The following is a 23,136-nucleotide window of genomic DNA, read 5'->3' on the forward strand; positions in this document are numbered from 1 at the left end:
ATTTTTATAAGTCCATATTTTGTAAATGTTTTTCTTCTGAAAATTTTTTTATTTTTTTTGCAAGATCGATATTAATATTCATCTTTTCAGCTATTTCATTTTCAGTCAAAGGCAATATATCTTCGTATGTTCCAAGTGTTTTTAAAATATTTTTTGCAAATTTTTCACCAATTCCCTCTATATCATTGTAATTTAATTTTATCTTCCCGCGTAGTCTACTATTAAACTTGTTTGCTCGCCTGTGGGCTTCGTCTCGAACATTTTGTAATACTCTAAGAGCAGGGTCTCCGCTTGCAAGATTAATGCCTTGCGTCTTGTTTGGTACAAATATTGTTTCTTCTCTTTTTGCTAGCGCACAAATAGGTACCTTATCTGCAATTTTTAATTCTTTTAATACAGAATAAGCAGAATTTAATTGCCCTTTGCCCCCGTCTACTAAGATTAGGTCAGGAAGTTCTAAATTTTCATTGATTAGCTTTGTATATCTTCTTGATACAACTTCTTTTATTGCCTTAAAATCATCAATTTCTCCATTGATTAATGAGTTTATTTTATAAACTCTATATCCGCCTTTAAAGGGTTTTCCCATAGCAAAGGTAACCAAAGATGCTACTGTTTTGTGTCCATTAATATGGGAAATATCAAATCCTTCAATTGTTTTTGGGAGTTTTGTCATTTCAAGAATAATTCTTAAATTTTCTAGTGCTTTGTGCTTCTCGTTTTCATATTCTCTTAACGCGATTTCTGCATTAGAAATTGCCATTTCCATTATTTTTATGGTATTTCTAGATTCTTCGTAAATAATCTCGGGTTGTGTGTTTTTAAGTTCACTTATCAGTTTAGTGATATTTGTGGTTTCAATATCTTTGAAAATGTATATCTTGTTGGGTACTATCATGTTCATGGATGTATAGTATTGAACTAAGAATTCTGCTACTAGTTCATCCTCTTCGTATATGCTTTCGTCAAAATTAATATCTTTTTCTACTAATTTCCCGTCTCTGTATTTAAGTATTACAATAATATTTAGCATATCGGACTTGTAAATGTATACGTAGTCTGCACTCAGCTTATTAATTTTTGTAATTATTTGAGTTTGATTTAGTTCTATTAGCGATTTTTTAGTTTCTTTTAATTTTATTGCTTGTTCAAAATCTTCTTTTTGAATTACATCTTTCATTTTTCTTTCAATTTCATCTAAAAGTCCAGATATGTTTCCATTTAGTATTGATCTTATCTTGTTTATTTCCTTTCCGTATTCTTCTTCAAGATCATCTCTGTAGCACACCCCAAGACATTGGCCCATGTGAAAGTAAAGACATGGAGTGTTTGATCTATTTTTGCATTTTCTAGTTTTAAACGTTTTATTAATAAGGTCTAGTGCTAGATCCAAATTTTTTGCATTAACGTATGGACCAAAATATTCACTTCTATCATTTATTATTTTTCTAGTTTTAAAGACTCTTGGATACTTTTCTCGTGTTATTCTTATCATAGGGTATCCCTTATCATCTTTTAACTTAATGTTGTAGTCCGGTCTGTGCTCTTTTATCAAATTACATTCTAAAAGTAAAGCCTCATATTCACTATTTGTAGTAATTATGTCTATTCTTTCTACATTTCTCATCAATATTTTTGTTTTGTGTCCAATTCTTTCCAGAAAATAGCTCTTTACTCTTGCTCTTAAATTTTTTGCTTTTCCAATGTACAACACCCTGCCAGTTGCAGAGTACATTTTGTAACACCCACTGGTAGTCGGAAATCTCTGTACTCTCTGATACAAGCCCTGTAAACGTTCAATCATGCTGCCTCACCGTTGCTTGCTTAAATAACCATTTCTGCTTTTATGATATAATATTATATCATGTTCGGGCAATTTTTAAGTGTGTTGTTTCTGTGTTTGGGGAGCTGAAGGTTTATTGTAATGAGGTTGATTTTTACATTCGTGCTATTTTTTTTGTGTATCCATGGCGTTTTTTCGCAGGAGCTTAAGCTAATTCTTGATTCGAAAGATGGCTTTAAGTTTATTCAGGAATATCATAATGTTAGCTTTGAGAAGGATAGTAGGGGCATTCTTGGAATTTATTTAGATAGACATAGGGGCGTCCTGGATGTTAGTAACGTTGATTTGCGATTGGAAATTGAGAAAGATAATCTTCTTAAGGATACCTCTTTAAATTATTTTATTGACTCAAGTAATGCTAAGGTTTCAAATTCTTTTCATAACATCTCAGGTAATTCTTTAATCTTTTACTCAAGTAGAAATACTCTTAGGCTTAAGCCAGTAACTAGGAAGGCTTTTTTTTATTCAGGCAATGTGATTTCCGATTTTACAATTCAGTTTTGGTTGTATCGCACTACTTCTGTTACCGGGGAAATGATTGTGAGCTGGAATGGATATAAAAATATTAAGGGTGCTTGGCTAGACCAGGCTATTCGGTTGGAGAGTGAAGAAGGAACTTTTGTTTGGAGCTTTAACAATGTGTTTTTGAATGAAAAAGGAGACCCTGTTAAGGTTAAGATAAAAAGCGATGATGATTTTGTTCCAAAAGAATGGCATTTACATACTATAAGGTATAAGCAGAAGGAGGGGCTGCTTGAATATTTAATAGATTCTAGACCACAGGCTATAGAGTATATTACTAATGATAGAAGAGAAGGTTCTGGTTATTTGTTAAGTATTGGTAATTTTATTGATTTTACTTTGGGGCAATATTTTACAGGAGCTATTGAAAATTTTGAAATTCATAAAAGTTTTGAGGAAGTAAGTAATGCTTTCTTCTCAAGGAATAAGGGGTACATTGTTACCGAACCAATAAGGTTATCCAAGGATTATTCTCAAATTCTTTCTATTGATTTTGACACTATGAAGCCCAGAGATACAGAGATCGTTTATTACTATAGGTTAGATAATAAGGTATTTTATGGGACAGATGGGAGTGGAGAGGTCAAGAAGAATTTGACGGGGGATTGGATTCATTTTGACCCGAAGATAGGATTTCCTGGTTCTAGTGTGTCAAAATATATACAACTTAAGGTTGAGTTTTATCCAAATGGCAATCCTTTAGATAGCCCAGCTCTTTATAGCATGATGCTTACTTATATACCTGAAGCAGCTCCCTTCCCGCCTGTTATAACAAAAGCTGTTCCAAGTTCGGGAGAGGTGTTTATTGAATGGGTTCCTGTCATTAATAGCAATATTGTGGGTTATTATATTTATATCGGGATTAGCCCCGGTAATTATCATGGTAAATCTGGGGGCGTTCTTTCGTCTCCTATTGATGTGGGCAATAAAACTGCTTTCAAAATTACAGGTCTTGAGGACGGAAGACTTTATTATATTAGTGTTGCCTCTTATAGTTTAGACAAAAGAGTAAATGAAACTTCATTTTCAAAAGAAATTTCCGTAAGACCCATGGAGATATTTAAAAGATATGAATAATGGCGACTTTGAGAAAGCATTAGAGCTGTATAAGAAAAGTGATTTTAAAAATGCTCTACTGAATTTGGATGTTTTTGATGATAATTTTGATTCTTTGTCCCTTAAGGCTCTAATCTATTTTAGGCTTAAAGATTATAAGGCGCTTTTGTATATTCTAGATACTTATCCTGTTTTAAGTGAGTGTAGATTTTTAATTAAACTTTTAAATTATGGTAAATTTGAGGGGCAGGTGGGTGAATTAAGTTATTTTGAAAATTATAATCTTGGTGTTTTTTATTTTGGACAAAAAAAATATGAAAATTCTTTGGATTGTTTTTTAAAAGCAAGTGAACAAAATTCTAGTCTTATTCAAGCTGTTAATAATGTTGCTGTTTTACTTGAAATGTTAAACAGAAGAGAAGAAGCTAAAGATGTCCTCCTTAGGGCCATGGATATAGACAAAGATAATCCTCTTGTTAAGTTAAATGGATGGCTTTTAAAGAATAACTTTGCATTTGAAGGTGTAAAGCCTTTAGAAATTGAGGAGAGTTTTTGCGGAGCTAATCTTGCTCTTGTTGTTAACTATTTGATATACTACCTCTACGTCATAGGGGAGATAGGCAGTGCCGTTGAGCTTTCTGAGAGGTTTTTAACGGACTCTAGTTATTCTAAATATATTTGGCATAATAGGGCCACCGTCTTGCATAAAATAGGGAATATGACACAAGCTACTAAATCTTACGTAAGGGCTATCTTGAGTTTTCCCAATATTTATACAATATATAATATGCATATAGCTACAGTAGATCTCTTAAATTTTTCTCCTAGGAAAGCTATCGAGAGAATGGTCCTAGATTATCCTGATATGGACTTGGTTTGTTTTTATGCTTTTTTATTTTTCTTAAGGAACCGTGATCTTGAGGACGCATATTTTTATATGAAAAAGCTTTGCGAACTTAGGCCAGAAACTTACTCTGAATTTTTAAAGTTACTTGAGGCTAGGGAAGATGTTTTGATCGAAGAACTTTTAGAAGAGTTGGCAATATTTTTAAAGGGGAATTGGGTATCGGAATATTTGTTTTTTGTTGATAATTCCTTAAATTTAAAAGATCCTGTTTTTGTGTTTGATTATGATATTAGGATTTGTCCTTATATTTGGAAAGTTAAAGATGAACACATTGAGCTTAGAGTTAACAGTAACGAGATTTCTATTACTAGAGAGATTTTATTAAATGAGCTTGGTAGCATTAACACTGATGTTTCAGTCAGAGAAATTAAGAACTTAATTGGTGCTTATAGAGATTTTAGAATTAATTGTTAATGTGAGCATTTTACTTTTTGTTGACAATGTTATTTGTCTAATATACTATTTATTAGTACGTAAGGAGAGATGCCAGAGTGGCCGAATGGGGCTTCCTGCTAAGAAGTTGTCCTTTTAAAAGGGGACCATGGGTTCGAATCCCATTCTCTCCGTAGGGGCTCTTGTTGAATACCTTGACAAGAATTTCTTTGATTTAATAAAATGTGTAGTGATCTGGGAGAGGTGGCAGAGTGGTTGAATGCTACGGTCTTGAAAACCGTCGTAGGTGTAAACCTACCGTGAGTTCGAATCTCACCCTCTCCGTTTGGTTATAAGATACCCAAGACTGGGCTTGGGTATCTAGTTCTCGGTGTTTTTGTTAACTGGGAATGTAAATTCGATCTTTCCACTTGCGTGATCACTTATTGTAAGTGGGTCGTAGAAGAAAATTACATTATTGTTTTTAAAGTAGTATTTGTTTTTTTTAAAAGTATCTTCGAAGCTGTCTTTGGATAAGCTTTGGTTAATGTCGCCTTTACTGAACTCTTTAACTTCTTTTTTAACTTGTTCTTTCAGTACTTGCATCAAAGAGTCTAGTTGATCTTTTGAAATTATGTCTGATATTTGAATCATTTTATTTCCCCTCAGATTAATGGGATGGTATGTTGTAATTCCATTTGCAGCCCCTTGTTCTATTGTGTACTGTGAGTACAAAATAGATGTGACTTGGAGGTCTTCATTTTCAAATATTTCAAATTCAGAATGGTAAAAATATTCATGATTGGATTCTTTTGGAGTTTTTTCCTCTAAATTTTCGGCCTTCTTGTGGGCTTTCCATTCTTTTATAATGTTTTCAAGTCCAAGATCCAGCCCCAATATGATTGGAATCTGGGCATCTATGTGAAAAACATCGTTATTTTGATAAGTGTCGGTTTTTTTTATAATTTTTGTTTCAATGCTGATTTCATCTTTCCCTGCATCCCCCTCTGATTTTGAGCATGACGTAAGTAACAAAAGTATCGTCGTGATGATAGCTGAAAACTTGATAGCCATCCGCTTCTCCTTTCGCAAATAATTGTTCCTAAACTCCTGAGCCTAAAGATATCTGACCGTGCTTTGCAAGTTGAGTTTATTGTAATAAATAATGTTTTTTATTACAATAAACCTAATATTTATTGTGCCCATAGCTCAGCTGGATAGAGCGTTAGATTGCGGTTCTGAAGGTCAGAGGTTCAAGTCCTCTTGGGCACGGAAGTTGCTGAGTTTGGAGAGATGGCTGAGTGGCTGAAGGCGCGCGCTTGGAAAGCGTGTATACATGAAAGTGTATCATGGGTTCGAATCCCATTCTTTCCGATTCCTAGGACCCGCACTATTAAGGATTGCCTAATCCCGTCAGGACTGGAAGGTAGCAGCGGTAAGTGATTTCTTGGTGAGTGCGTACGTCTTAGGTTTAGTTGTCTTTGGGTAAGTGGACAATGGCTTTCTTGGGGGTTGGTACTTTTGTGGTGCATTGACAGTGCGTTATGTCGTTTAAAGAGTGCTCTTTTTTATTTGATGGACTGTGTTTTTGTATCTAGGTTTTGAATTGAGATTTTGTTTGTGTGTGGAGAGATGAGATGATATCTTTAAGGGGTACTGCCATTAGGAGGCGTCCTAGAGATTTTAATTCTCTTGAAGGACAAGATTTTGTTGCCGAGACTTTAAAACATTCAATAGAAAACAATAAGATAGCTAACGCTTACATATTTTCAGGGCCACGAGGTGTTGGGAAGACTTCTTCTGCGAGGGCCTTTGCTAGGTGTTTGAATTGCAAAACAGGATCTACGATTACTCCTTGCGGGGTATGTACCAGTTGTAAGTCCATTGATAATGACAATAGTCTCGATATTATTGAAATTGATGGCGCTTCAAATACTTCTGTACAGGATGTTAGGCAAATTAAGGAAGAAATAATGTTTCCTCCTGCTAGTTCGAAGTATAGAATCTACATTGTTGATGAAGTGCATATGCTTTCAAACTCTGCTTTTAATGCTCTTTTAAAGACAATTGAAGAGCCTCCTAGTTATATTGTTTTTGTTTTTGCGACTACAGAAGTACATAAACTTCCCGATACAATAAAGAGTAGATGTCAACATTTTAACTTTCGACTCTTACCCTTAAAGAAGATTTATGAGATGTTAAAGCGAATTTGTCTTGAAGATGGTATTAAATACGAAGATGAAGCACTGAAATGGATTGCGTACAAGAGCGGAGGGAGTGTAAGAGATTCTTATACTCTTTTTGATCAAATTGTTTCTTTTAGTAATTCTGATATAAAACTTGAACAAATAAAATCTAAGATGGGATTAGCTAGTGATGAATTTTTGGAAAAATTAGCATTAAGTATTCTTGATGAAGATTTAAAGGAATTGATTCATATCCTAGATGAGACTTTCTTGACGGGAATTTCATGTGAGCAGTTTCTTCTTGATGTAATTGAATTTTTTAGAGAAATATTGTTTTTAAAACTAGATATTAAAAATCTTGCTTTTATTGGAGTTAAGTCTGAGTATTTAAAAGCAAAATTATTGGAGTTTGACTTAAACCACATTGAAAGGAGCATTAGTATATTGCTTGACGCCTATAGGGATTTACAATTTTCGGTAAACCCTAGGTATGAACTTGAGATTAGTTTTATTAAAATAGTTAGACTCAAGGATTATATACCAAATCATGTTTTAATTAAGCAAATACAAAACATTGAAGATAAGGTTTGTGGTGAGGTTGGGCTTAGTATAGCTGATATTGACTTAAACTTGGAAGCAAAGAGCATTGTCTCAACAGAAGAGTCAAACAAAAGTGATTCTGTCTCTTTAAGATCTAAAGCGGAGTCGTCTGAAAGTTTGGATTCTGATTCGATTGATGATATTTTCATAGAGACGGAAGATGACTTTAATAAGTTAGAAGAGAGTGATAAAATTAAGGAGAGGTTTGTCTATTTCGTATCTAAGTATGTACAAACTTTAATGTATTCGGGAGAGGTTTTGATTGAGAATGGGGTGCTTTATTATAAGGTTTTTAGTCTGTTTGAGTATAATCAGCTTCAGGCTTATCAAGGTGAGATAAGGGCTGAATTTTGCAAGGAATTTCCCAAATTAGAGGTTGTGTTTCAGGGTCATTTTAAGAATAGTGATGATGAATTTGAGAATGAGGTGATGAGAATTAAAAACATTTTTGGAGCAATTGAGGTGAAGGAGTAGGGTATGGCTGTCAATCCGTTAGATTTTTTAAAAAATATGTCAAACCTTAAGGACAACGTTGACAATATTAAAAAAGAAATGTCTCAGATTGTTGTCTATGGCAAGGCAGGGAACGATGTTGTTGTTATTGAGATGAATGGAGAATTTTTTGTTAAAAAGGTTACAGTTAAGGAAGAGTTTTTTAGTGATTTGGACAATGAAGCACTTGAGCAGATGATGAAGGCAGCTTTTAATGATGCTATTTTTAAGGTTAAGGAAGAGATAAAGTCAAAGGCGATGGGTTCTATTCCATTTGGGATTTAAGATTTGATTATAAAAGATTTAATTAATTTAATTTCTAAGTTGCCGGGTATAGGCAAAAAAACAGCGGTACGAATGGTTTATGATATTTTATCTAGTAGTGATGAGTATGCGAAAAATCTTGGTCAAAGTTTAATTAATCTTCATTCTAGGATAGGAAAATGTAAGAATTGTTACAATTTTGCTGAGGGGGAGTTTTGTGACATTTGTACAGATTTAAATAGAAATAAAGGTTTAATTTGCGTTGTGGAAACACCACAAGACTTGGAGGTTATTGAGTCTACCAGAGAGTATGATGGATTTTATTTTGTGCTTCATGGGCATCTTGATCCTTTAAAAGATATTGGCCCTGGTAAACTAAACCTTGATAAGCTGGCAAAATATGCCAGAGTACTTGGGGCTAGGGAGGTAGTTGTTGCTACAGAATTTAGCGTTGAAGGGGATGTAACGGCTAATTATATTAAGAGTATTTTAAAGGATTTAGATATTAATGTCACAAGAATAGCATCTGGGCTTCCTGTTGGAGGGAGCGTTAGTAGTTCAGACAAAGTTACTACCCTTAGGGCATTTCGTCTAAGACTTAAGATATAAAACGGTTATTTATTGCCAGGGTGTGTTAATAGGGTTTATGTGTTTAATATGTAGAGGAAATTGTTCCTAATTTAATTGTTTTAATTTACAATTTTAGGGTTAAGCTTTGTTTATGGTGGTTTTGTTTTATTGGAAGGTAATGGGGTATCTAGATATGTTATTTCATCCCGTTATTAATTTTTATATTTATATATTTCGGAACAGATATTTATTAATCAGGTTAATTATAAGTTATAATTAACCTGATTTGTATTTTATGAGGAGGTTTTGTGTCTAGTTTAATACAAAAAACTTTATGCATTATTAAACCCGATGGTGTTAGAAGAGGTTTAATTGGTAATGTAATTGCTAGGTTCGAGAGAGCGGGATTAAAAATTGTAGCTACTAAGATGGTTTTAGTTAATAGAAAAACGGCAGAGGAGCATTATTTGTATGATGATATTGCTGCAAGACATGGAGAAATTGTTTGGAAGTCTTTAATTGATTTTATAATGAGTGCTCCGGTGTTTGCGTTTGTGGTTGAGGGTATTGAATCTATTGAAGTTGTCAGGAAGCTTTGTGGCTCTACAGAGCCAAAAACGGCTTCCCCTGGTACAATAAGAGGTGATTTTTCCTATCATAGTTTTAATTATGCAAATGAGAAAAAATTTTCAATTTACAATGTCATTCATGCTGCGGCTAATGTTAAGGATGCTCTTCGTGAAATACCGATTTGGTTTAAAGAAAATGAAATTTTAATTTATAGAAGGGATGATGAGCTTGAACATTATTATGATTGATTTTAATTTGATGTTCAGACAGGAAACATGTAGGATAAGTCATCGATAAATGACATATCAGTACCCATTTATGTGGTATTTTTCTTTTTGATCGTGTTGGATCGTTTTTGAAAAACGCTAGCTCCTTGTTTTTAAAGTTTTAGTTCTTACTAGATTGATTCAAGGTTATATGAGTTTGCTAGTAGTTAAGTAATTTAAGCAGCTGTTAGGTATAAAATAGGCTTTATGATAGACCTTAAGAGATATTTTGTTGTTCATGATGTAATTTATAGGCAGATTAAAGATTCATTTTTAAATAGTTTTAGCTTCAATAAAAGACTTGCCAATTTGAAAGCCCACAGGTTTTTTTTATATTTAATGATGTAAAATGTGATTACTTAAATTGGTTAATGAGGGTTGTTTCAAAATTTTGTTATTTACTTGGTTCGTTGAAAAGATCATAGAAAACTTTGTAGATTTGTTCAGGGTATTTGTGTGAAGAGGTTTTGTCCACTCTCCTTTTTGCTATCTTTGTTTATTCTCAGTTGTACTTTTGATTACAATGAGTACTCTAGTAGATCAGAGGCTGCTAAAGAGACTCCTTCAATACAGATATTGGGAATTAGTTATCACAATATTGTGGGTGGTAAGAAACAAACGGTGCTGGAATCCTTAAGTTTTAATTATTTTCATGATTATAAGATTTATGAGGTGAATAATGGACGGTTTTTGTATCATTCTTTGGACAATAAAATTTCAGGCAAATTTAATAAACTAGAAGGATCTCATATCACTAAAAACTTAGATATGAAAGATTCTGTGGAGTTGAAAATAGAAGACGAGAACAATTATTATTTAGTGAACACGAATAGACTTTTGTGGAGGGATAATGACAAGAAAATGTTTTCACCACCAAATGAGATAGTGTTGATTAGATTTGATGATAGCAGTATAAAAGGAAAGGGGTTTTCATACTTTTTAAATCATAATCATTTTTATTTTTACTCTGGTATGGAAGGGCTGGTAAGATGAGAAGTATTGTTATTTTCTTGATTTTTATTTCTTTGTCTAGTAGTTATGCTCAAGATAAAAAGGGACTTGAGGGAACTAAAATAGAGAAAAACACGCAAAAGAAAAATAGTTTTACCTTCAAAGCGGATTTCTCTCAAGGGGTTATGTCTTCTCTTTACAGGAGAGTTGTTTTGAAGGGAAATCCTGAGGTTATTTCATCTGATTTTAAACTTAGGGCTGATGAGATTGAAATTTATGGGGAAGGTAGTTCTTATATTGAGGCCCGTGGAAGCGTGTATTATGAAGATTACAAAAATAAAATGAATGTTAAGGCACAATTTTTATTCTTTAACAGAAAATTGGATAATTTTTATCTTCAAAGGGATGTTGAACTTGAGGATTTAGAAAATGAACTCGTTGTTAAGGCTGAAAGGATAGAAGGAGGACATAAATCAAACGTTTATGTTATGCAGTATTCTGTTAGGATATATAAGGGAGATACTTTTGCAAGAGCTGAGAATGGCATTTATAATAAAGAAGAAAAAGAAATTGTTCTTGAAGGGGTTCCTGTCATTTATCAAGATGATAACTATTATTCTGCAGCAAGGATAATTTTTAATACTGAGACTAATAAATACAGTCTTGAGGGGAGTGTTGAGGGTAGGTTTACTCAGACAGAAGAAGATGTTTCTGAAGAAAAGAGATAAAATAAAATCAGTAAAGGAAAGGCTCAATGTTGGCTGTGTGAATGATATTGTGCTTAAGGCAGATAACATTGTTAAAAAGTACGGAGAGAAAGTAGCCGTTGGTGGTGTTACTATTGGTATTCATCGAGGTGAAGTTGTGGGCTTGCTTGGCCCAAATGGAGCCGGTAAGACTACTACCTTTTATACTATTGTGGGGTTTATTAAATCTAATAGTGGGCGTGTATTAATAAATAATTATGATGTTTCTGGTCTTAATATGTATGAGAGAGCTCGGATAGGTATTGTATACTTGCCACAAGAGCCTTCTATTTTCAGAGAGCTTACGGTGGAAGATAATATTTTAGTTGCTCTTGAGAGGAGAGAAGATTTGTCTCAAGCTGAGCGTAAGATTGAGCTTGTAAATCTGCTTAAAGAATTTGAGATAAAGAGAATACAGCATCAAAAGGCCTATACTCTTTCTGGTGGGGAGAGAAGAAGAACTGAAATAGCTAGGGCCTTAGCGGTTAACCCATATTTTTTGTTGCTTGATGAACCTTTTGCAGGTATTGATCCTATTGCTATTGGTGATATAAAGAATATAATAAGGGTTTTAAAAAGTAAGAATATTGGTGTTCTAATTACAGATCACAATGTAAGGGATGCTTTTGACATAATAGACAGGGCTTATATTATTTACCAAGGACAGGTGCTTGATGAGGGGAATGTTTCCTACATTGTAAATAGCGAAAAGGCTAAAAAGCTTTATCTTGGTGAAGAGTTTAGATTATGAGGGTAATTGAGAAGGATCTTTATTACGAATTTGAATTGGATCCCAGAATTAAGTTAATCTATACCAAGCAGCCTTTTGATTTAAGTGTTAAGAATATAAGTAGCGACAAGCTAGATTTTATTCACAAGGATAAGAAAATAAAATATCTTAAACAATTACATACAAATATTGTTCATGAAGTTTTTGATGATTTTGTTAATTTTCAGGTGGGGGACGGACTTGTTTCTTCTTCGTATAATGTTGCTCTTCTTGCTTACTACGCAGATTGCCTTCCGATATATTGTTTTGACAGTGTGAAAAAATATATCGGGCTTATTCACAGTGGATATAGGGGGAGTTTTAAACTTATTATCCTTAAGATGTTGCTTATGTTTGAGAAGATGGGGTCAAGTTTTGGAGATTTAAAAGTTGTATTTGGTCCTTACAATAGGGCATGTTGTTATGAAATTTCTTCGGAATTTTTAGCAAAGGTAAAATCAAAATTTAGTAAGAAGTTGTTGGATGTATCTTTTTGTAAGAGAAATGATAGAATGTACTTTGATAATGGCAGTTTTAATTTAGGGCTGATTTCTAATTTTAATTTAGACATTAAGGATTCAGGTCTTTGTACTTATTGTGAGCATAATCTTTATTCTCATAGGGAACACAAAGGTGGGAGAAGTTATGCTGCAATTTGGAGAGTTTAGTTTGAAAGTTAAGGATTTAGCATTCAAGTTGGATGATATGTTTCGGGTAAAGGATTTTAAAGATATTGATAAGGGGCTTAATGGTCTTCAGGTGGGCAATTTGGAGGCTGAGGTTGGCAAGGTTGCTTTTGCTGTTGATGCAAGTATGATGACTTTAAGAGAAGCTAGGGATTATGATTTTTTAATAACTCATCATGGTATTTTTTGGTCGAAATCTGAGAGAATTGTCTCTATTATGTATGAAAAGATTAAGTATCTTATTGAAAAAGATATAGCTCTTTACTCTTTGCATTTACCGATGGATGCACATCCTATCTATTCTCATAGCAAGGTGTTTTCCGATTTTTTTGGGTTTAAAGATCCTATTCCTTTTGCAAATTATAGGGGAGCTGATTTGGGTATTATTGCTGTTGCTAACGCTAATTTTTCTGAGATCCTTAGCAAGATTAGGATGCGCAATAAACATCTTCTTTATTGTAAAGAATTTAAAGAATATGTTTGCAAGGTGGCTATTGTTAGTGGTTCTGGATATTCTTTTTTTGAGGAAGCTCTGGAGCATGGCGTTGATTTATTCATAACAGGAGATACTTCTCATCAGATATACCCTTTGGCCCAGGAGTGTGGTGTGAATTTAATATTTGCGGGTCATTATTTTACTGAAACATTTGGTTTGATAAAATTAATGGAGTATTTTAGGAGTTATGCAGAATTGAAAATCAAGTTTATTGATAAAGACACCAATTTGTGAGGGTTTTGTATGGGTATAAGTAAAATTAGATTGATTAATAGTTATGTATTTATTTCTGTTTTGGTTTTTTTTGATCAATTATCTAAGTCTTTAATTGTTCAATATGTCGAACTTGGATCTGAATATTTATCTATTTTTGGAGATTTTTTTAAAATAATACATGTTAGGAATACTGGGATTTTATTTTCAATAGGTTCTAATATTGATGATAGTTTGAAGAATTTGTTTTTTCTTGTGCTTCCTGTTGTTGTTTTAGTTTTTGTTTTTTATTTTTCCTTAAAAGAAAAGAATAGCGTGAGCAGGATTTCGCTTTTATTGATTTTATCTGGTGGTATTGGGAATATTATTGATAGATTATTTAGACCTTTAGGAGTTGTGGATTTCCTGGATGTAAAATTTTTTGGTATTTTTGGGCTTCAGAGATGGCCAACTTTTAACTTTGCAGACAGCTATGTTGTCATAGGTATAGGGTTATTTGCGATTTGTGATTTATTTATAAAGAACAGAAAGAACTAACTTATGAAGATTTTATATTTTATTTTGTGTTCACTGACTAATTTGTCTTTAATGCTTTTGGTTTTTTTTCTTGAGTTTGTTTTTGTTGCCAGACTTAATATTATTATTTCTCCTTTTTTTCAGTTTGTTTTGGTTTTGTTAATGATTATTATTTCGATTACCATAAGCTATTTTTTATCAAACGTTATTGTAAAAAGTATTATTTCTAAGTTTTTCAATCCAGATAAATAAAGAGAGAGAGGTTTTGGTGGCTTTGCGAGTTTTAATTACTGGGGAAGTTGTAGGCAAGCCCGGTATTATTGTGATAAAAGAGTTTTTGTCTACTTTTAAAGAGGACAAAAAAATTGATTTTGTAGTGTCTGGTAATAATTTTACTACGGGATTTAGAGGACTTTGTAAGCGTCATGTTTTTTTGCTAAGAAAATATGGCGTTGATGTATTAACTTTAGGAGAGAATGCATTCGCAAGGTCTGCTCTGGGGGGTGAACTTGATAAATATAGTTTTATTTTAAAGCCTCTAAATTATCCTGTTAGACTGAAGGGTTACTCTTACTTTATTTACAACGTTAATGGTATTAGAGTTGCTGTAATTAGACTTGTTGGGCAGACGGGAGTTACGAAACATAATTTTAATAATCCTTTTTTTGCTTTTGATTATCTTTATGAAAAAATAAAATTACACACAAATAACATAATCGTACTTTTTGATTCAAACACTACGGCTGAAACGAATGCTATGTTTTTTTATTTAAAATCTAGAGTTAGTGTTTGTTTTGGCATTGGAAGGAGAATATTAACAGCCGATCCGAGAATCCTAGAAGGCACTGCTGTTATTACTGACCTTGGTAGGGTTGGAAGTTTAAATAGTGTTATTGGATGTGTTCCTGAACTTGAGATAGATAAATTTTTAAAAGGATTCCTACACAATCGATTTACTGAATCTTGGGAAGGGCTTGGCTTTAATGGCGCTATAGTTGAGATTGATGATGAGGGTAAGGCTGTTTTAGTGGAAAATGTAAGGGAGTATATTAGTTTTAAAGGTAGTTTAGAAAGTCAAGGTGATATTTAAGCTATTGATGGCAAGATAAATATTGTGTTCAAACTGGAGGCAAAATAATGTACAAATACCTTGTAGAAGGTGGTTTTAGGATAGGTGGGAAAATAACGGCTAGCGGTAATAAAAATGCAGCTTTGCCTTGTATAGTAGCTGCGCTACTTACAGATGAAGAGGTTGTATTGGAAAATATCCCAAATATTAAAGATGTAGATGTTATCTTGAAAATTTTAAAGGACGTGGGTGCTGAGGTTTTAAGAGAGGACAATATTGTCAGAATTAAGGTTTTAAATATTACCAAGACTGAGATGAGTTCTTCTTTAACGGATTTAATTAGGGCTTCTATTTTATTTATTGGGCCTATTCTTGCTAGGTGTGGAAAGATTAACATTGCTCCTCCTGGAGGTGATGTTATTGGAAAGAGGAGACTTGATACTCATTTTTATGGGCTCAGTAAGCTTGGAGCCAGGTTAATAGATAATGAACAGCGAATTATTTTAGAAGTAGATAAATTAATTGGAACTGAGATGTTTTTAGATGAAGCATCAGTTACTGCCACTGAAAATATTATCATGGCTGCTGTTTTTGCTCATGGGGAGACCGTGGTAATGAACGCTGCATGCGAACCGCATGTGCAAGATTTGTGTAGGATGTTAAATACTATGGGAGCTAATATCAATGGCATTGGTTCTAATATTGTTAAAATAAAGGGTGTTAAAAAGTTAAGGGGAACTAGGTTTCGCATAGGATCTGATTTTATGCAGGTAGGGTCCTTAATTAGCCTTTCTGCTTTAACAGGAGGGGAGCTTGAGATTAATAGAGCTGATCCTAGGCATTTTATTTTAATAAAGCATGTATATTCAAAGCTTGGAATTGATTTTGAGTATGATGAGGAGAATATATACGTCAAGGAGAAGCAAGATTTAAGGGTAAGGCCGGATTTTGGAGGGCACATTCCTAAAATTGATGATGGGCCATGGCCTGCTTTTCCTACAGATCTTATAAGTATAGTTATAGTGACTGCTACTCAGGTGCAGGGTACTGTTCTTATTTTTGAAAAAATGTTTGAATCGAGAATGTTTTTTGTAGACAAGCTGATAAAGATGGGTGCTCAAATTGTTCTTTGTGATCCGCATCGGGTGGTTGTTACAGGGAAAACGATTCTTAAGGGAAGCGTTCTATCTTCTCCTGACGTTAGAGCGGGCATGTCTTTGCTTATTGCAGCTCTTTGTGCTAGGGGAAAGAGCCAGATTCAAAATGTTTATCAAATCGAGAGAGGATATGAGGAAGTTGTTGGTAGGTTAAATTCTTTAGGAGCAAGGATCAAGAAAGTTTTAGAAGAATAGAAGTTTCGTTTTATTGAGGAGAATATTTTTGATAGCAAAGCAAGACAAAACAAGGGATCTTGTCATCAATGGAAATATATATAAAGTAATTTTCGTCGTTGGTTTACCCCTAGTTGTCACTAACATTATTCAGATTTTTTATGAGTTAACTGATATGTTTTATGTAGCAAAACTTGGTACTTTATATGTGAGTGCGCTTTCTCTTATTTGGCCCATAAATTTTTTTATTGTATCCCTAGGAATGGGCATGGGTATAGGTAGCGTATCCTTAATAGCTAGAAGTTTTGGGGAGGGCAATTACAAGAAAACAGCTAGATACTCAGGTCAGTTATTAACCTTAAGCTTTCTTCTTTCTATATTGGTAGCTTTATCGGCATTCATTTTTATTGATTCGATTTTAGATTATATTGGTGCTTCTGGAGAGCTTAAAGATTATGCAAGAGAGTATTTTTCCATAGCTATTTATGCAATACCTGTAATGTTTTTAAGCATGGCTATTGTATTTATACTAAATGCAATAGGCTCCACGGTTATTTCTATGATAATAATTTTGATTGCAAATATTGTTAATTTTATTCTTGATCCAATGCTAATATTTACCTTTGACTTAGGCATTGCTGGTGCTGCTTGGGCCACTCTTTTTTCAAAGTTAGTTACCGTTGTAAGTTATCCCATTATTGCCTTCTGTTTTAATAAATGTTTAAAAATTTATATTAAAGATTTAATGCCTAATCTTGATTACTTGCTTCGGATGCTCAAGGGTGGTATCCCTGCGTCTTTAAGTCAGGCTATGGTATCTTTTTCTTTTATCATCTTCAATTCGTTTATTGTAACAATCGGAACTGATTTTTTGGCTGCCTACGGTATTTCTAACATGATAGATACATTTTTATTTCTGCCTGCAATGGCCTTTAGCTCTGCTTTAGCAACAATAATCGGACAAAATCTTGGTATAAGTAAAATAAAAAGAGCCAGCGAGGCTTTGCGTAAGGGATTTTTTGTCATAGGTCTAATTTCTATTTCTACAACATTAATTTTAATTATTAACAGAAATTTTTTGATATCTTTGTTTACTGGTAATAAAACAGTTTTAGAGTATGCAAATTATTATCTATTTTTTATTGCCATTGGTAGCGTTGGATTTTCTTTTCAACTTGCTCTTCAGGGTGCTCTGATTGGAGCAGGTTTAACCAATTTAGTTATGGTTGTGACTTTTACTAGAGTGTGGCTTGTTGCAATGCCTATTATGTTAATAATTAAATATTTTGGTGTAATTTTCGAGTATATTTGGGTTTTTGCTGCAATTCCAAGCTATATTGGGTTCTTTATTACTCTTGTTATTGTTCTTAACGGTTCTTGGAGGCACAAAAAGTTTTACTAGTTGAGTAGTCTGTTTTGTTTGTGGTTTAAAATTAGATATTAAGTAAATGGCTTGTTTTGAAAAACTTTGTGGTTTGGTAGAAATAAGTGATGAAAGGCTAAATTCATATGGCAACGAGTCAAGCTAGAACTAGAAAGTTAATATTAGAAGGGAATTTATATAAAGTATTGTCAGTTGTTAGTTTGCCCATTCTGGTGACTAATGTTATTCAGGCTTTTTACGAACTTACAGATATGTTTTATGTAGGAAAACTTGGTGCTGTTCCTCTTGCTGCACTATCTCTTACGGGTCCTATTAATTTTCTTATTATGGTTTTTGCTATGGGGATGGCTATGGGAAGCATATCATTGATGTCTAAAGCTATTGGAGAGGGTACATTTTCTAAGTTTTCAAAATATGCAGGACAATTATTATTTTTAAATTTCATATCATCTCTCTTTGTTACAGTTTTTATTTTGCTATCCATAGATTCTATTCTAGATTTTATGTCTGTTAAGGGCGATCTTATGGAACTTACTAAGTCTTATTTTTATGTCACAGCCTATGCGATACCCGTAATGTTTTTAAGTATTTCTATTGTATATATATTAAATTCTCAGGGAGAAACCATTATTTCTATGGTAATAATTTTGATTGCAAATATTATCAATTTTATTCTTGATCCAATTTTAATGTTTACTTTTGATTTAGGTATTGCTGGTGCCGCTTGGGCTACTTTTTTTTCAAAATTAGTAACAGTTTTTTCTTATTTGTTTCTAACTTATGGGCTAAATCGCGGTTTTAAGATAAATTTAGGGGACATGATGCCAGATGCTGCCGTAATGAGAAATATTTTTAATTTAGGGTTTCCAGCAGCTTTTGGACAGATTATGACTTCTCTTTCTTTTTTGGTTTTCAATTATCTTGTGATTCAAATTAGTCCTAAATTTTTAGCCGCTTACGGACTTACGAATAGTATTATTGCATTTCTGCTTCTTCCTGGAATGAGTATTGGTACTGGAATTATTACAATTGTTGGACAAAATCTTGGAGCTAAAAATTTCGATAGAATAGGGGACGCCCTAAAGAAGGGCTTTTTTTTGTCTTTAATAGTTTTATTTACAATCAACGTGGTTATAATATCTTTCAGAGAGGTTATTGTAACTTTTTTTACGGATGATTTGGAAGTTTTAAGTTATGCTAATGACTATTTGTTATTAGCATCAATTGGAACTGTTGGATATGGGTTGCAACAAGTTTTTTTTGGAGGGTTGATTGGCTCGGGATTTACAAAACTTGTCATGGTTATTGTTTGTGTTCGTCTTTGGGTTATTCGCTTGCCGGTTGTGCTTATTTTTCAATATTTTGGAATCATGGAAGATTCCCTAGGGTATGCCTTCATAATTTCAAACTATGTGGCCTTTATGATTTTATTGTTCCTTACTCTTACAAAATACTGGTTGAAGCCGCAGTATAGTTCAATATAATAATTTTAGTAGCTATATATTTTGTGTAGGCATTTCAGCAGACTTAAAATTTAGTAGTCTCACATAAGGGTAAAGATTAATTTATCAATCTTGTTTTAAGAAAATATGAAATATATTTTGTTTTCTTTTGTTTACGCTGATATTCAATTTAAATTTTTTCTTTTCTCCTGCCTTAAGACCTTCTTTGATTATATGGCCTGTTTTGTTGCCTTTTTTAAAAATTGCTAATGAATTTTGTTTTATGTCAGTTTTTTTGTTGTTTTTAAGAGTAATTATTAAATTGTCTTTACTGTCAGCTTCGAATTTTACTATTTCAATTTTTTGTGTATTTTTATTTATGCTAACAATATAGGTGAGCTCTCTGGTATTATTTTGTGCCTTCATAGGGTTGTTTTTCATACATGATACATTCATAGACACAAGGGTCGTTATAATAATTTTGCCATTTTTTTCATTAATCGTGTCTCTTGCACATGATTAATGAAAAAAATTAAATAATGATGCATAGGACCTACGCAATTATACCTAAAGGTTGAGCTTCTTGTACACTTCATTTTTGCTGATTATAGAATAATATGTAACGTTGCTATGTAGGATTAGGAATTGTAAATATACTTGGATACGATTCTTTATCGATTTAGTGCTGTTTTAAAGAGACAATGAAATGGCTTGCTTGGAATGTGGAATAGTGAGTCATTATGTTTGTTTTTTGTCTTATTTAACCAATTAAAGAAGATTGTATCAGAATAAGATGATAAAGTTATTGACTACATGTCAAATAATTTGTAGACTACTAGAGTTGTTAAAGATTTCTTTTAGAAAAACACGGGAGTCGGGTCAATTTCTAATAAGAGATGGTCTTTTTGATATGCAGCACAGTGTGGCGGTTCTATTTATTTTGTAATTGTTGTATATTATTAGGGAAGTAGGATGGAATTCTTAAGATAAGGATTTTTAAAGGCTAGGTATAAAGATTTGGAGTATAAGTTTAGGAGGTGATTCATGGCTAAGGAAGTTTTTCAGAGAACAAAACCGCACATGAATGTTGGTACAATAGGGCACGTTGACCACGGGAAGACAACATTGACGGCGGCTATTAGTATTTATTGCTCAAAGGTAAACAAGGACGTTCGTGCGCTTAAATATGAAGATATTGATAATGCACCTGAGGAGAAGGCAAGGGGGATAACTATTAATGCTAGACATATTGAGTATGAGACTGCAAGTAGGCATTATGCTCATGTTGATTGTCCGGGACACGCCGATTACATTAAAAATATGATTACTGGAGCGGCTCAGATGGACGCTGCTATACTATTGGTTGCGGCTGACAGCGGGGCAGAGCCTCAGACGAAAGAACATTTGCTTCTTGCACAGAGAATGGGGATAAAAAAAATAATAGTGTTTTTGAATAAACTAGATTTGGCAGATCCTGAGCTTGTTGAACTTGTTGAGGTTGAAGTTTTGGAGCTTGTTGAGAAGTATGGGTTTGCTGGTGATACTCCGATAATAAAGGGAGCGGCTTTTGGCGCTATGTCAAATCCGGATGATCCTGAGGCTACTAAGTGTATAAAGGAGCTTCTTGATTCTATGGATAATTATTTTGACCTTCCTGAAAGGGACATTGATAAGCCGTTTTTGCTTGCTGTTGAGGATGTTTTTTCTATATCTGGACGCGGTACTGTTGCTACTGGGCGTATTGAGAGGGGCCTTATTAAGGTTGGGCAAGAGGTTGAGATTGTTGGAATTCGGGAGACTAGGAAAACAACGGTGACTGGTGTTGAAATGTTTCAAAAAATTCTTGAGCAAGGACAGGCAGGGGATAATGTTGGGCTTTTGCTTAGAGGTGTTGATAAAAAGGATATTGAAAGAGGCCAGGTTATTGCTGCTATTGGCACAATCACTCCTCATAAGAAATTTAAGGCGTCTATATATTGTTTGACTAAGGAAGAGGGCGGAAGGCATAAGCCGTTTTTCCCAGGATATAGGCCACAGTTTTTCTTCAGAACAACAGATGTTACGGGTATGGTAACTTTGGAAGGGAAAGAAATGGTTATGCCAGGAGATAATGTTGATATTTCTGTTGAGCTTATCTCTTCAATAGCTATGGATAAAAATGTTGAGTTTGCTGTTAGGGAAGGCGGTAGAACTGTTGCTTCGGGGCGTATTCTTGAAATATTGGAATAGTGGGGGATAGGGATACTTTTTGTGTCCCTAAAGTTTAGGAGATTAAATTGATTGCTAGAGATAAAATACGGGTAAGGCTTTTTAGTTTTGATGTTAAGATATTGGACCAGAGCGCTGAGTCTATTGTTAGGGCTGTTCAGAAATCTAAAGCTCAAATAAAGGGTCCTATTCCTTTGCCGACAAAGATAAAGAAATATACTGTTTTGCGTTCTCCTCATGTTAATAAAAAATCAAGAGAGCAATTTGAAATGAGAACTCACAAAAGGCTTATTGATATTTTAGATCCTACTTCTGCTTTGATGGATTCCTTGATGAAATTGGAGCTACCTGCGGGTGTGGAAGTGGATATTAAGTAGGCGATGAGATGTTAAGTATATTAATTTGAGGTGTTTTAATGTTGGGATTGATTGGAAAAAAGGTGGGCATGACTCAGATATTCCAAGAAGATGGGATTGTGGTGCCTGTGACGGTAATAGAATTTGAGTCCAATTATGTTATAGGGAAGAAAACGGTAGAGAGAGATGGATATGATGCTCTTATAATGGGATCTGTTGACCTTAAGAGTTTTAAGGTGTCAAAGCCCGTAAGAGGTCAGTATAAAAAATTAGAGAACATTGAACCTAGGAAGTATGTTATAGAATTTAGAGGCTTTAAGGGTTATGATGCTGGTGATGAGATTAAACTTGATGTTTTCAGAGAGATTAGATATGTGGATGTTACTGGTACTACTAAGGGTAAGGGTTTTCAGGGAGCTATGAAGAGACATAACTTTAGTGGTGGTCCCTCTTCTCATGGGTCTAAGTTTCACAGACATCTTGGCGGTACGGGACAGGCTACTACGCCTGCTAGGACTTTTAAGGGAGCTAAAATGGCTGGTAGGATGGGTGGCGTGCAGCAAACTATTCAAAATCTTGAAATTATTTTTGTTGATGAAGAGAAGAGAGCCCTTTTGGTAAAGGGTGCTGTACCAGGGGTTAAGGGTTCTTTTGTTATTGTTAAAAAGGCGAAAAAAGTGGGTGTTTAGTATGGAAAGGAAAGTTTTTTCTCAAGAAGGACAGGAGATTCGGTCTATAGATTTGGAAGATAGGGTTTTTAACGTTGATATTAGCTATGGTTCTATATATAATGCTATTCGGAACGAGTTGGCTAATCTGAGGGTTGGGACAGCTTCTACTAAAACTAGAGCTGAGGTTAGGGGAAGTTCTAAAAAGCCTTGGAAGCAAAAGGGTACGGGGCGTGCAAGGGTTGGCACTAGGCGGAATCCAATTTGGGTTGGTGGTGGTGTGGCTTTAGGACCGAAACCAAGGGACTATAATTATAAATTGCCGAGGAAGGTAAAGAGGCTTGCTTTTAGGTCTGTTCTTAGTTTGCGTGCGTCTGTGGAAGATAGTTTTAAAGTTATTGAAGATTTCACTGTTGAGTCGGGGAAGACAAGGGAGCTTGCTTTGATAATGAAGAATTTTATAAGAACCAATGGAAAAACAGTTATTCTGTTGGGTAATGATGATCAGATGGTTAAGAGAGCAGGAAAGAATATTAGAGATTTGAAGATTTTATCTTTTAATAGACTTAGGGTTGTTGATTTGTTTTATGCTAAGAATTTAATAGCTCTCGAGTCTGCTGTCAGAGGGCTTAATGAGTTTTATGTTAAATAAA

Annotated in this window: 25 protein-coding genes, 4 tRNA genes and 1 other RNA gene; 27 read left to right on the forward strand and 3 right to left on the reverse strand. The window is 33.9% G+C overall.

What is annotated here, in order from left to right; genetic code table 11:
- Positions 1-4: 4 nt before the first annotated feature.
- Positions 5-1,804: an excinuclease ABC subunit UvrC gene (gene uvrC / locus LSO06_RS02345; protein WP_231760473.1), complete on the reverse strand. Its 1,800-nt coding sequence runs from the start codon at positions 1,802-1,804 to the stop codon at positions 5-7.
- Between the two features lie 120 nt (positions 1,805-1,924).
- Between uvrC and LSO06_RS02350 the strand changes: the two genes are divergently transcribed.
- The 4 genes from LSO06_RS02350 (at position 1,925) to LSO06_RS02365 (ending at position 5,045) form a co-directional block, all read left to right on the forward strand.
- Positions 1,925-3,442: a fibronectin type III domain-containing protein gene (locus LSO06_RS02350; RefSeq protein ID WP_231760474.1), complete on the forward strand. Its 1,518-nt coding sequence runs from the start codon at positions 1,925-1,927 to the stop codon at positions 3,440-3,442.
- The gene (locus tag LSO06_RS02355; RefSeq protein WP_231760475.1) at positions 3,435-4,742 is read left to right on the forward strand and encodes a tetratricopeptide repeat protein; all 1,308 of its coding nucleotides are present in this window, start codon (positions 3,435-3,437) and stop codon (positions 4,740-4,742) included. Before LSO06_RS02350 ends, LSO06_RS02355 begins: the two co-directional genes overlap by 8 nt.
- 63 nt (positions 4,743-4,805) lie before the next feature.
- Positions 4,806-4,894: transfer RNA gene (locus LSO06_RS02360), tRNA-Ser, on the forward strand.
- 64 nt (positions 4,895-4,958) lie between these two features.
- Positions 4,959-5,045, forward strand: a tRNA-Ser gene (locus tag LSO06_RS02365).
- Between the two features lie 36 nt (positions 5,046-5,081).
- Here LSO06_RS02365 and LSO06_RS02370 read toward each other — a convergent pair.
- On the reverse strand, positions 5,082-5,774 hold the full coding sequence (locus tag LSO06_RS02370; protein ID WP_231760476.1) for an RsiV family protein: 693 nt from the start codon (positions 5,772-5,774) through the stop codon (positions 5,082-5,084).
- A 124-nt stretch (positions 5,775-5,898) separates the two neighbouring features.
- On the opposite strand from LSO06_RS02370, the gene LSO06_RS02375 reads away from it, so the two are divergent.
- The 19 genes from LSO06_RS02375 (at position 5,899) to LSO06_RS02465 (ending at position 19,293) form a co-directional block, all read left to right on the forward strand.
- Positions 5,899-5,972 (forward strand) — tRNA-Arg (locus tag LSO06_RS02375).
- A 15-nt stretch (positions 5,973-5,987) separates the two neighbouring features.
- Positions 5,988-6,074 (forward strand) — tRNA-Ser (locus LSO06_RS02380).
- A 2-nt stretch (positions 6,075-6,076) separates the two neighbouring features.
- An RNA gene (ffs, locus tag LSO06_RS02385) (signal recognition particle sRNA small type) lies at positions 6,077-6,174 on the forward strand.
- Between the two features lie 163 nt (positions 6,175-6,337).
- A complete protein-coding gene (gene dnaX, locus LSO06_RS02390; RefSeq protein WP_231760477.1) occupies positions 6,338-7,960 on the forward strand; it encodes a DNA polymerase III subunit gamma/tau in 1,623 nt (540 codons plus the stop codon).
- 3 nt (positions 7,961-7,963) lie between these two features.
- A complete protein-coding gene (locus LSO06_RS02395) occupies positions 7,964-8,263 on the forward strand; it encodes a YbaB/EbfC family nucleoid-associated protein (RefSeq protein WP_231760478.1) in 300 nt (99 codons plus the stop codon).
- Positions 8,264-8,266: 3 nt separating this feature from the next.
- Positions 8,267-8,851, forward strand: coding sequence for a recombination mediator RecR (recR, locus tag LSO06_RS02400; RefSeq protein ID WP_231760479.1), 585 nt, complete (start codon positions 8,267-8,269; stop codon positions 8,849-8,851).
- Positions 8,852-9,120: 269 nt separating this feature from the next.
- Positions 9,121-9,630: a nucleoside-diphosphate kinase gene (locus LSO06_RS02405; protein WP_231760480.1), complete on the forward strand. Its 510-nt coding sequence runs from the start codon at positions 9,121-9,123 to the stop codon at positions 9,628-9,630.
- A gap of 225 nt (positions 9,631-9,855) precedes the next feature.
- Complete coding sequence (locus LSO06_RS02410; RefSeq protein WP_231760481.1) at positions 9,856-9,996, forward strand: hypothetical protein; 141 nt, start codon at positions 9,856-9,858, stop codon at positions 9,994-9,996.
- A gap of 108 nt (positions 9,997-10,104) precedes the next feature.
- On the forward strand, positions 10,105-10,641 hold the full coding sequence (locus tag LSO06_RS02415) for a hypothetical protein (protein ID WP_231760482.1): 537 nt from the start codon (positions 10,105-10,107) through the stop codon (positions 10,639-10,641).
- The gene (locus LSO06_RS02420) at positions 10,638-11,327 is read left to right on the forward strand and encodes a hypothetical protein (RefSeq protein WP_231760483.1); all 690 of its coding nucleotides are present in this window, start codon (positions 10,638-10,640) and stop codon (positions 11,325-11,327) included. The genes LSO06_RS02415 and LSO06_RS02420 overlap by 4 nt, the downstream gene beginning before the upstream one ends.
- Positions 11,305-12,096, forward strand: coding sequence for an LPS export ABC transporter ATP-binding protein (gene lptB / locus LSO06_RS02425; RefSeq protein WP_231760872.1), 792 nt, complete (start codon positions 11,305-11,307; stop codon positions 12,094-12,096). Before LSO06_RS02420 ends, lptB begins: the two co-directional genes overlap by 23 nt.
- Entirely contained in the window at positions 12,093-12,782 is a 690-nt protein-coding gene (gene pgeF / locus LSO06_RS02430; protein WP_231760484.1) for a peptidoglycan editing factor PgeF, read from the forward strand. Before lptB ends, pgeF begins: the two co-directional genes overlap by 4 nt.
- A gap of 1 nt (position 12,783) precedes the next feature.
- Complete coding sequence (locus LSO06_RS02435; protein WP_231760873.1) at positions 12,784-13,530, forward strand: Nif3-like dinuclear metal center hexameric protein; 747 nt, start codon at positions 12,784-12,786, stop codon at positions 13,528-13,530.
- A gap of 9 nt (positions 13,531-13,539) precedes the next feature.
- Positions 13,540-14,046: a signal peptidase II gene (gene lspA, locus LSO06_RS02440; protein WP_231760485.1), complete on the forward strand. Its 507-nt coding sequence runs from the start codon at positions 13,540-13,542 to the stop codon at positions 14,044-14,046.
- Positions 14,047-14,049: 3 nt separating this feature from the next.
- Positions 14,050-14,277, forward strand: a complete 228-nt coding sequence (locus LSO06_RS02445; protein WP_231760486.1) for a hypothetical protein — start codon at positions 14,050-14,052, stop codon at positions 14,275-14,277.
- Between the two features lie 16 nt (positions 14,278-14,293).
- Positions 14,294-15,115 carry a YmdB family metallophosphoesterase gene (locus LSO06_RS02450; protein ID WP_231760487.1) on the forward strand — a complete coding sequence of 274 codons (822 nt, stop codon included), beginning with the start codon at positions 14,294-14,296 and terminating at the stop codon, positions 15,113-15,115.
- 47 nt (positions 15,116-15,162) lie between these two features.
- Complete coding sequence (gene murA / locus LSO06_RS02455; RefSeq protein ID WP_231760488.1) at positions 15,163-16,446, forward strand: UDP-N-acetylglucosamine 1-carboxyvinyltransferase; 1,284 nt, start codon at positions 15,163-15,165, stop codon at positions 16,444-16,446.
- A gap of 28 nt (positions 16,447-16,474) precedes the next feature.
- A complete protein-coding gene (locus LSO06_RS02460) occupies positions 16,475-17,827 on the forward strand; it encodes an MATE family efflux transporter (protein ID WP_231760489.1) in 1,353 nt (450 codons plus the stop codon).
- Between the two features lie 107 nt (positions 17,828-17,934).
- Complete coding sequence (locus tag LSO06_RS02465) at positions 17,935-19,293, forward strand: MATE family efflux transporter (protein ID WP_231760490.1); 1,359 nt, start codon at positions 17,935-17,937, stop codon at positions 19,291-19,293.
- Between the two features lie 84 nt (positions 19,294-19,377).
- Here LSO06_RS02465 and LSO06_RS02470 read toward each other — a convergent pair whose 3' ends face one another.
- Positions 19,378-19,707, reverse strand: a complete 330-nt coding sequence (locus LSO06_RS02470; protein ID WP_231760491.1) for a hypothetical protein — start codon at positions 19,705-19,707, stop codon at positions 19,378-19,380.
- A gap of 588 nt (positions 19,708-20,295) precedes the next feature.
- Here LSO06_RS02470 and tuf point away from each other — a divergent pair.
- The 4 genes from tuf to rplD are packed head-to-tail and all read left to right on the forward strand — an operon-like array spanning position 20,296 to position 23,135.
- Positions 20,296-21,480 carry an elongation factor Tu gene (gene tuf / locus LSO06_RS02475; protein ID WP_231760492.1) on the forward strand — a complete coding sequence of 395 codons (1,185 nt, stop codon included), beginning with the start codon at positions 20,296-20,298 and terminating at the stop codon, positions 21,478-21,480.
- Between the two features lie 47 nt (positions 21,481-21,527).
- Positions 21,528-21,836 (forward strand): 30S ribosomal protein S10, encoded by a 309-nt coding sequence (gene rpsJ, locus LSO06_RS02480; RefSeq protein WP_231760493.1) that lies wholly within the window; start codon positions 21,528-21,530, stop codon positions 21,834-21,836.
- 38 nt (positions 21,837-21,874) lie between these two features.
- Positions 21,875-22,504, forward strand: a complete 630-nt coding sequence (rplC, locus tag LSO06_RS02485) for a 50S ribosomal protein L3 (RefSeq protein WP_231760494.1) — start codon at positions 21,875-21,877, stop codon at positions 22,502-22,504.
- Between the two features lies 1 nt (position 22,505).
- Positions 22,506-23,135, forward strand: coding sequence for a 50S ribosomal protein L4 (rplD, locus tag LSO06_RS02490; RefSeq protein ID WP_231760495.1), 630 nt, complete (start codon positions 22,506-22,508; stop codon positions 23,133-23,135).
- The last annotated feature ends 1 nt before the right edge of the window (position 23,136 follow it).

The organism is Borrelia sp. RT5S (genome assembly GCF_021165755.1).
Taxonomy (GTDB): Bacteria; Spirochaetota; Spirochaetia; order Borreliales; family Borreliaceae; genus Borrelia.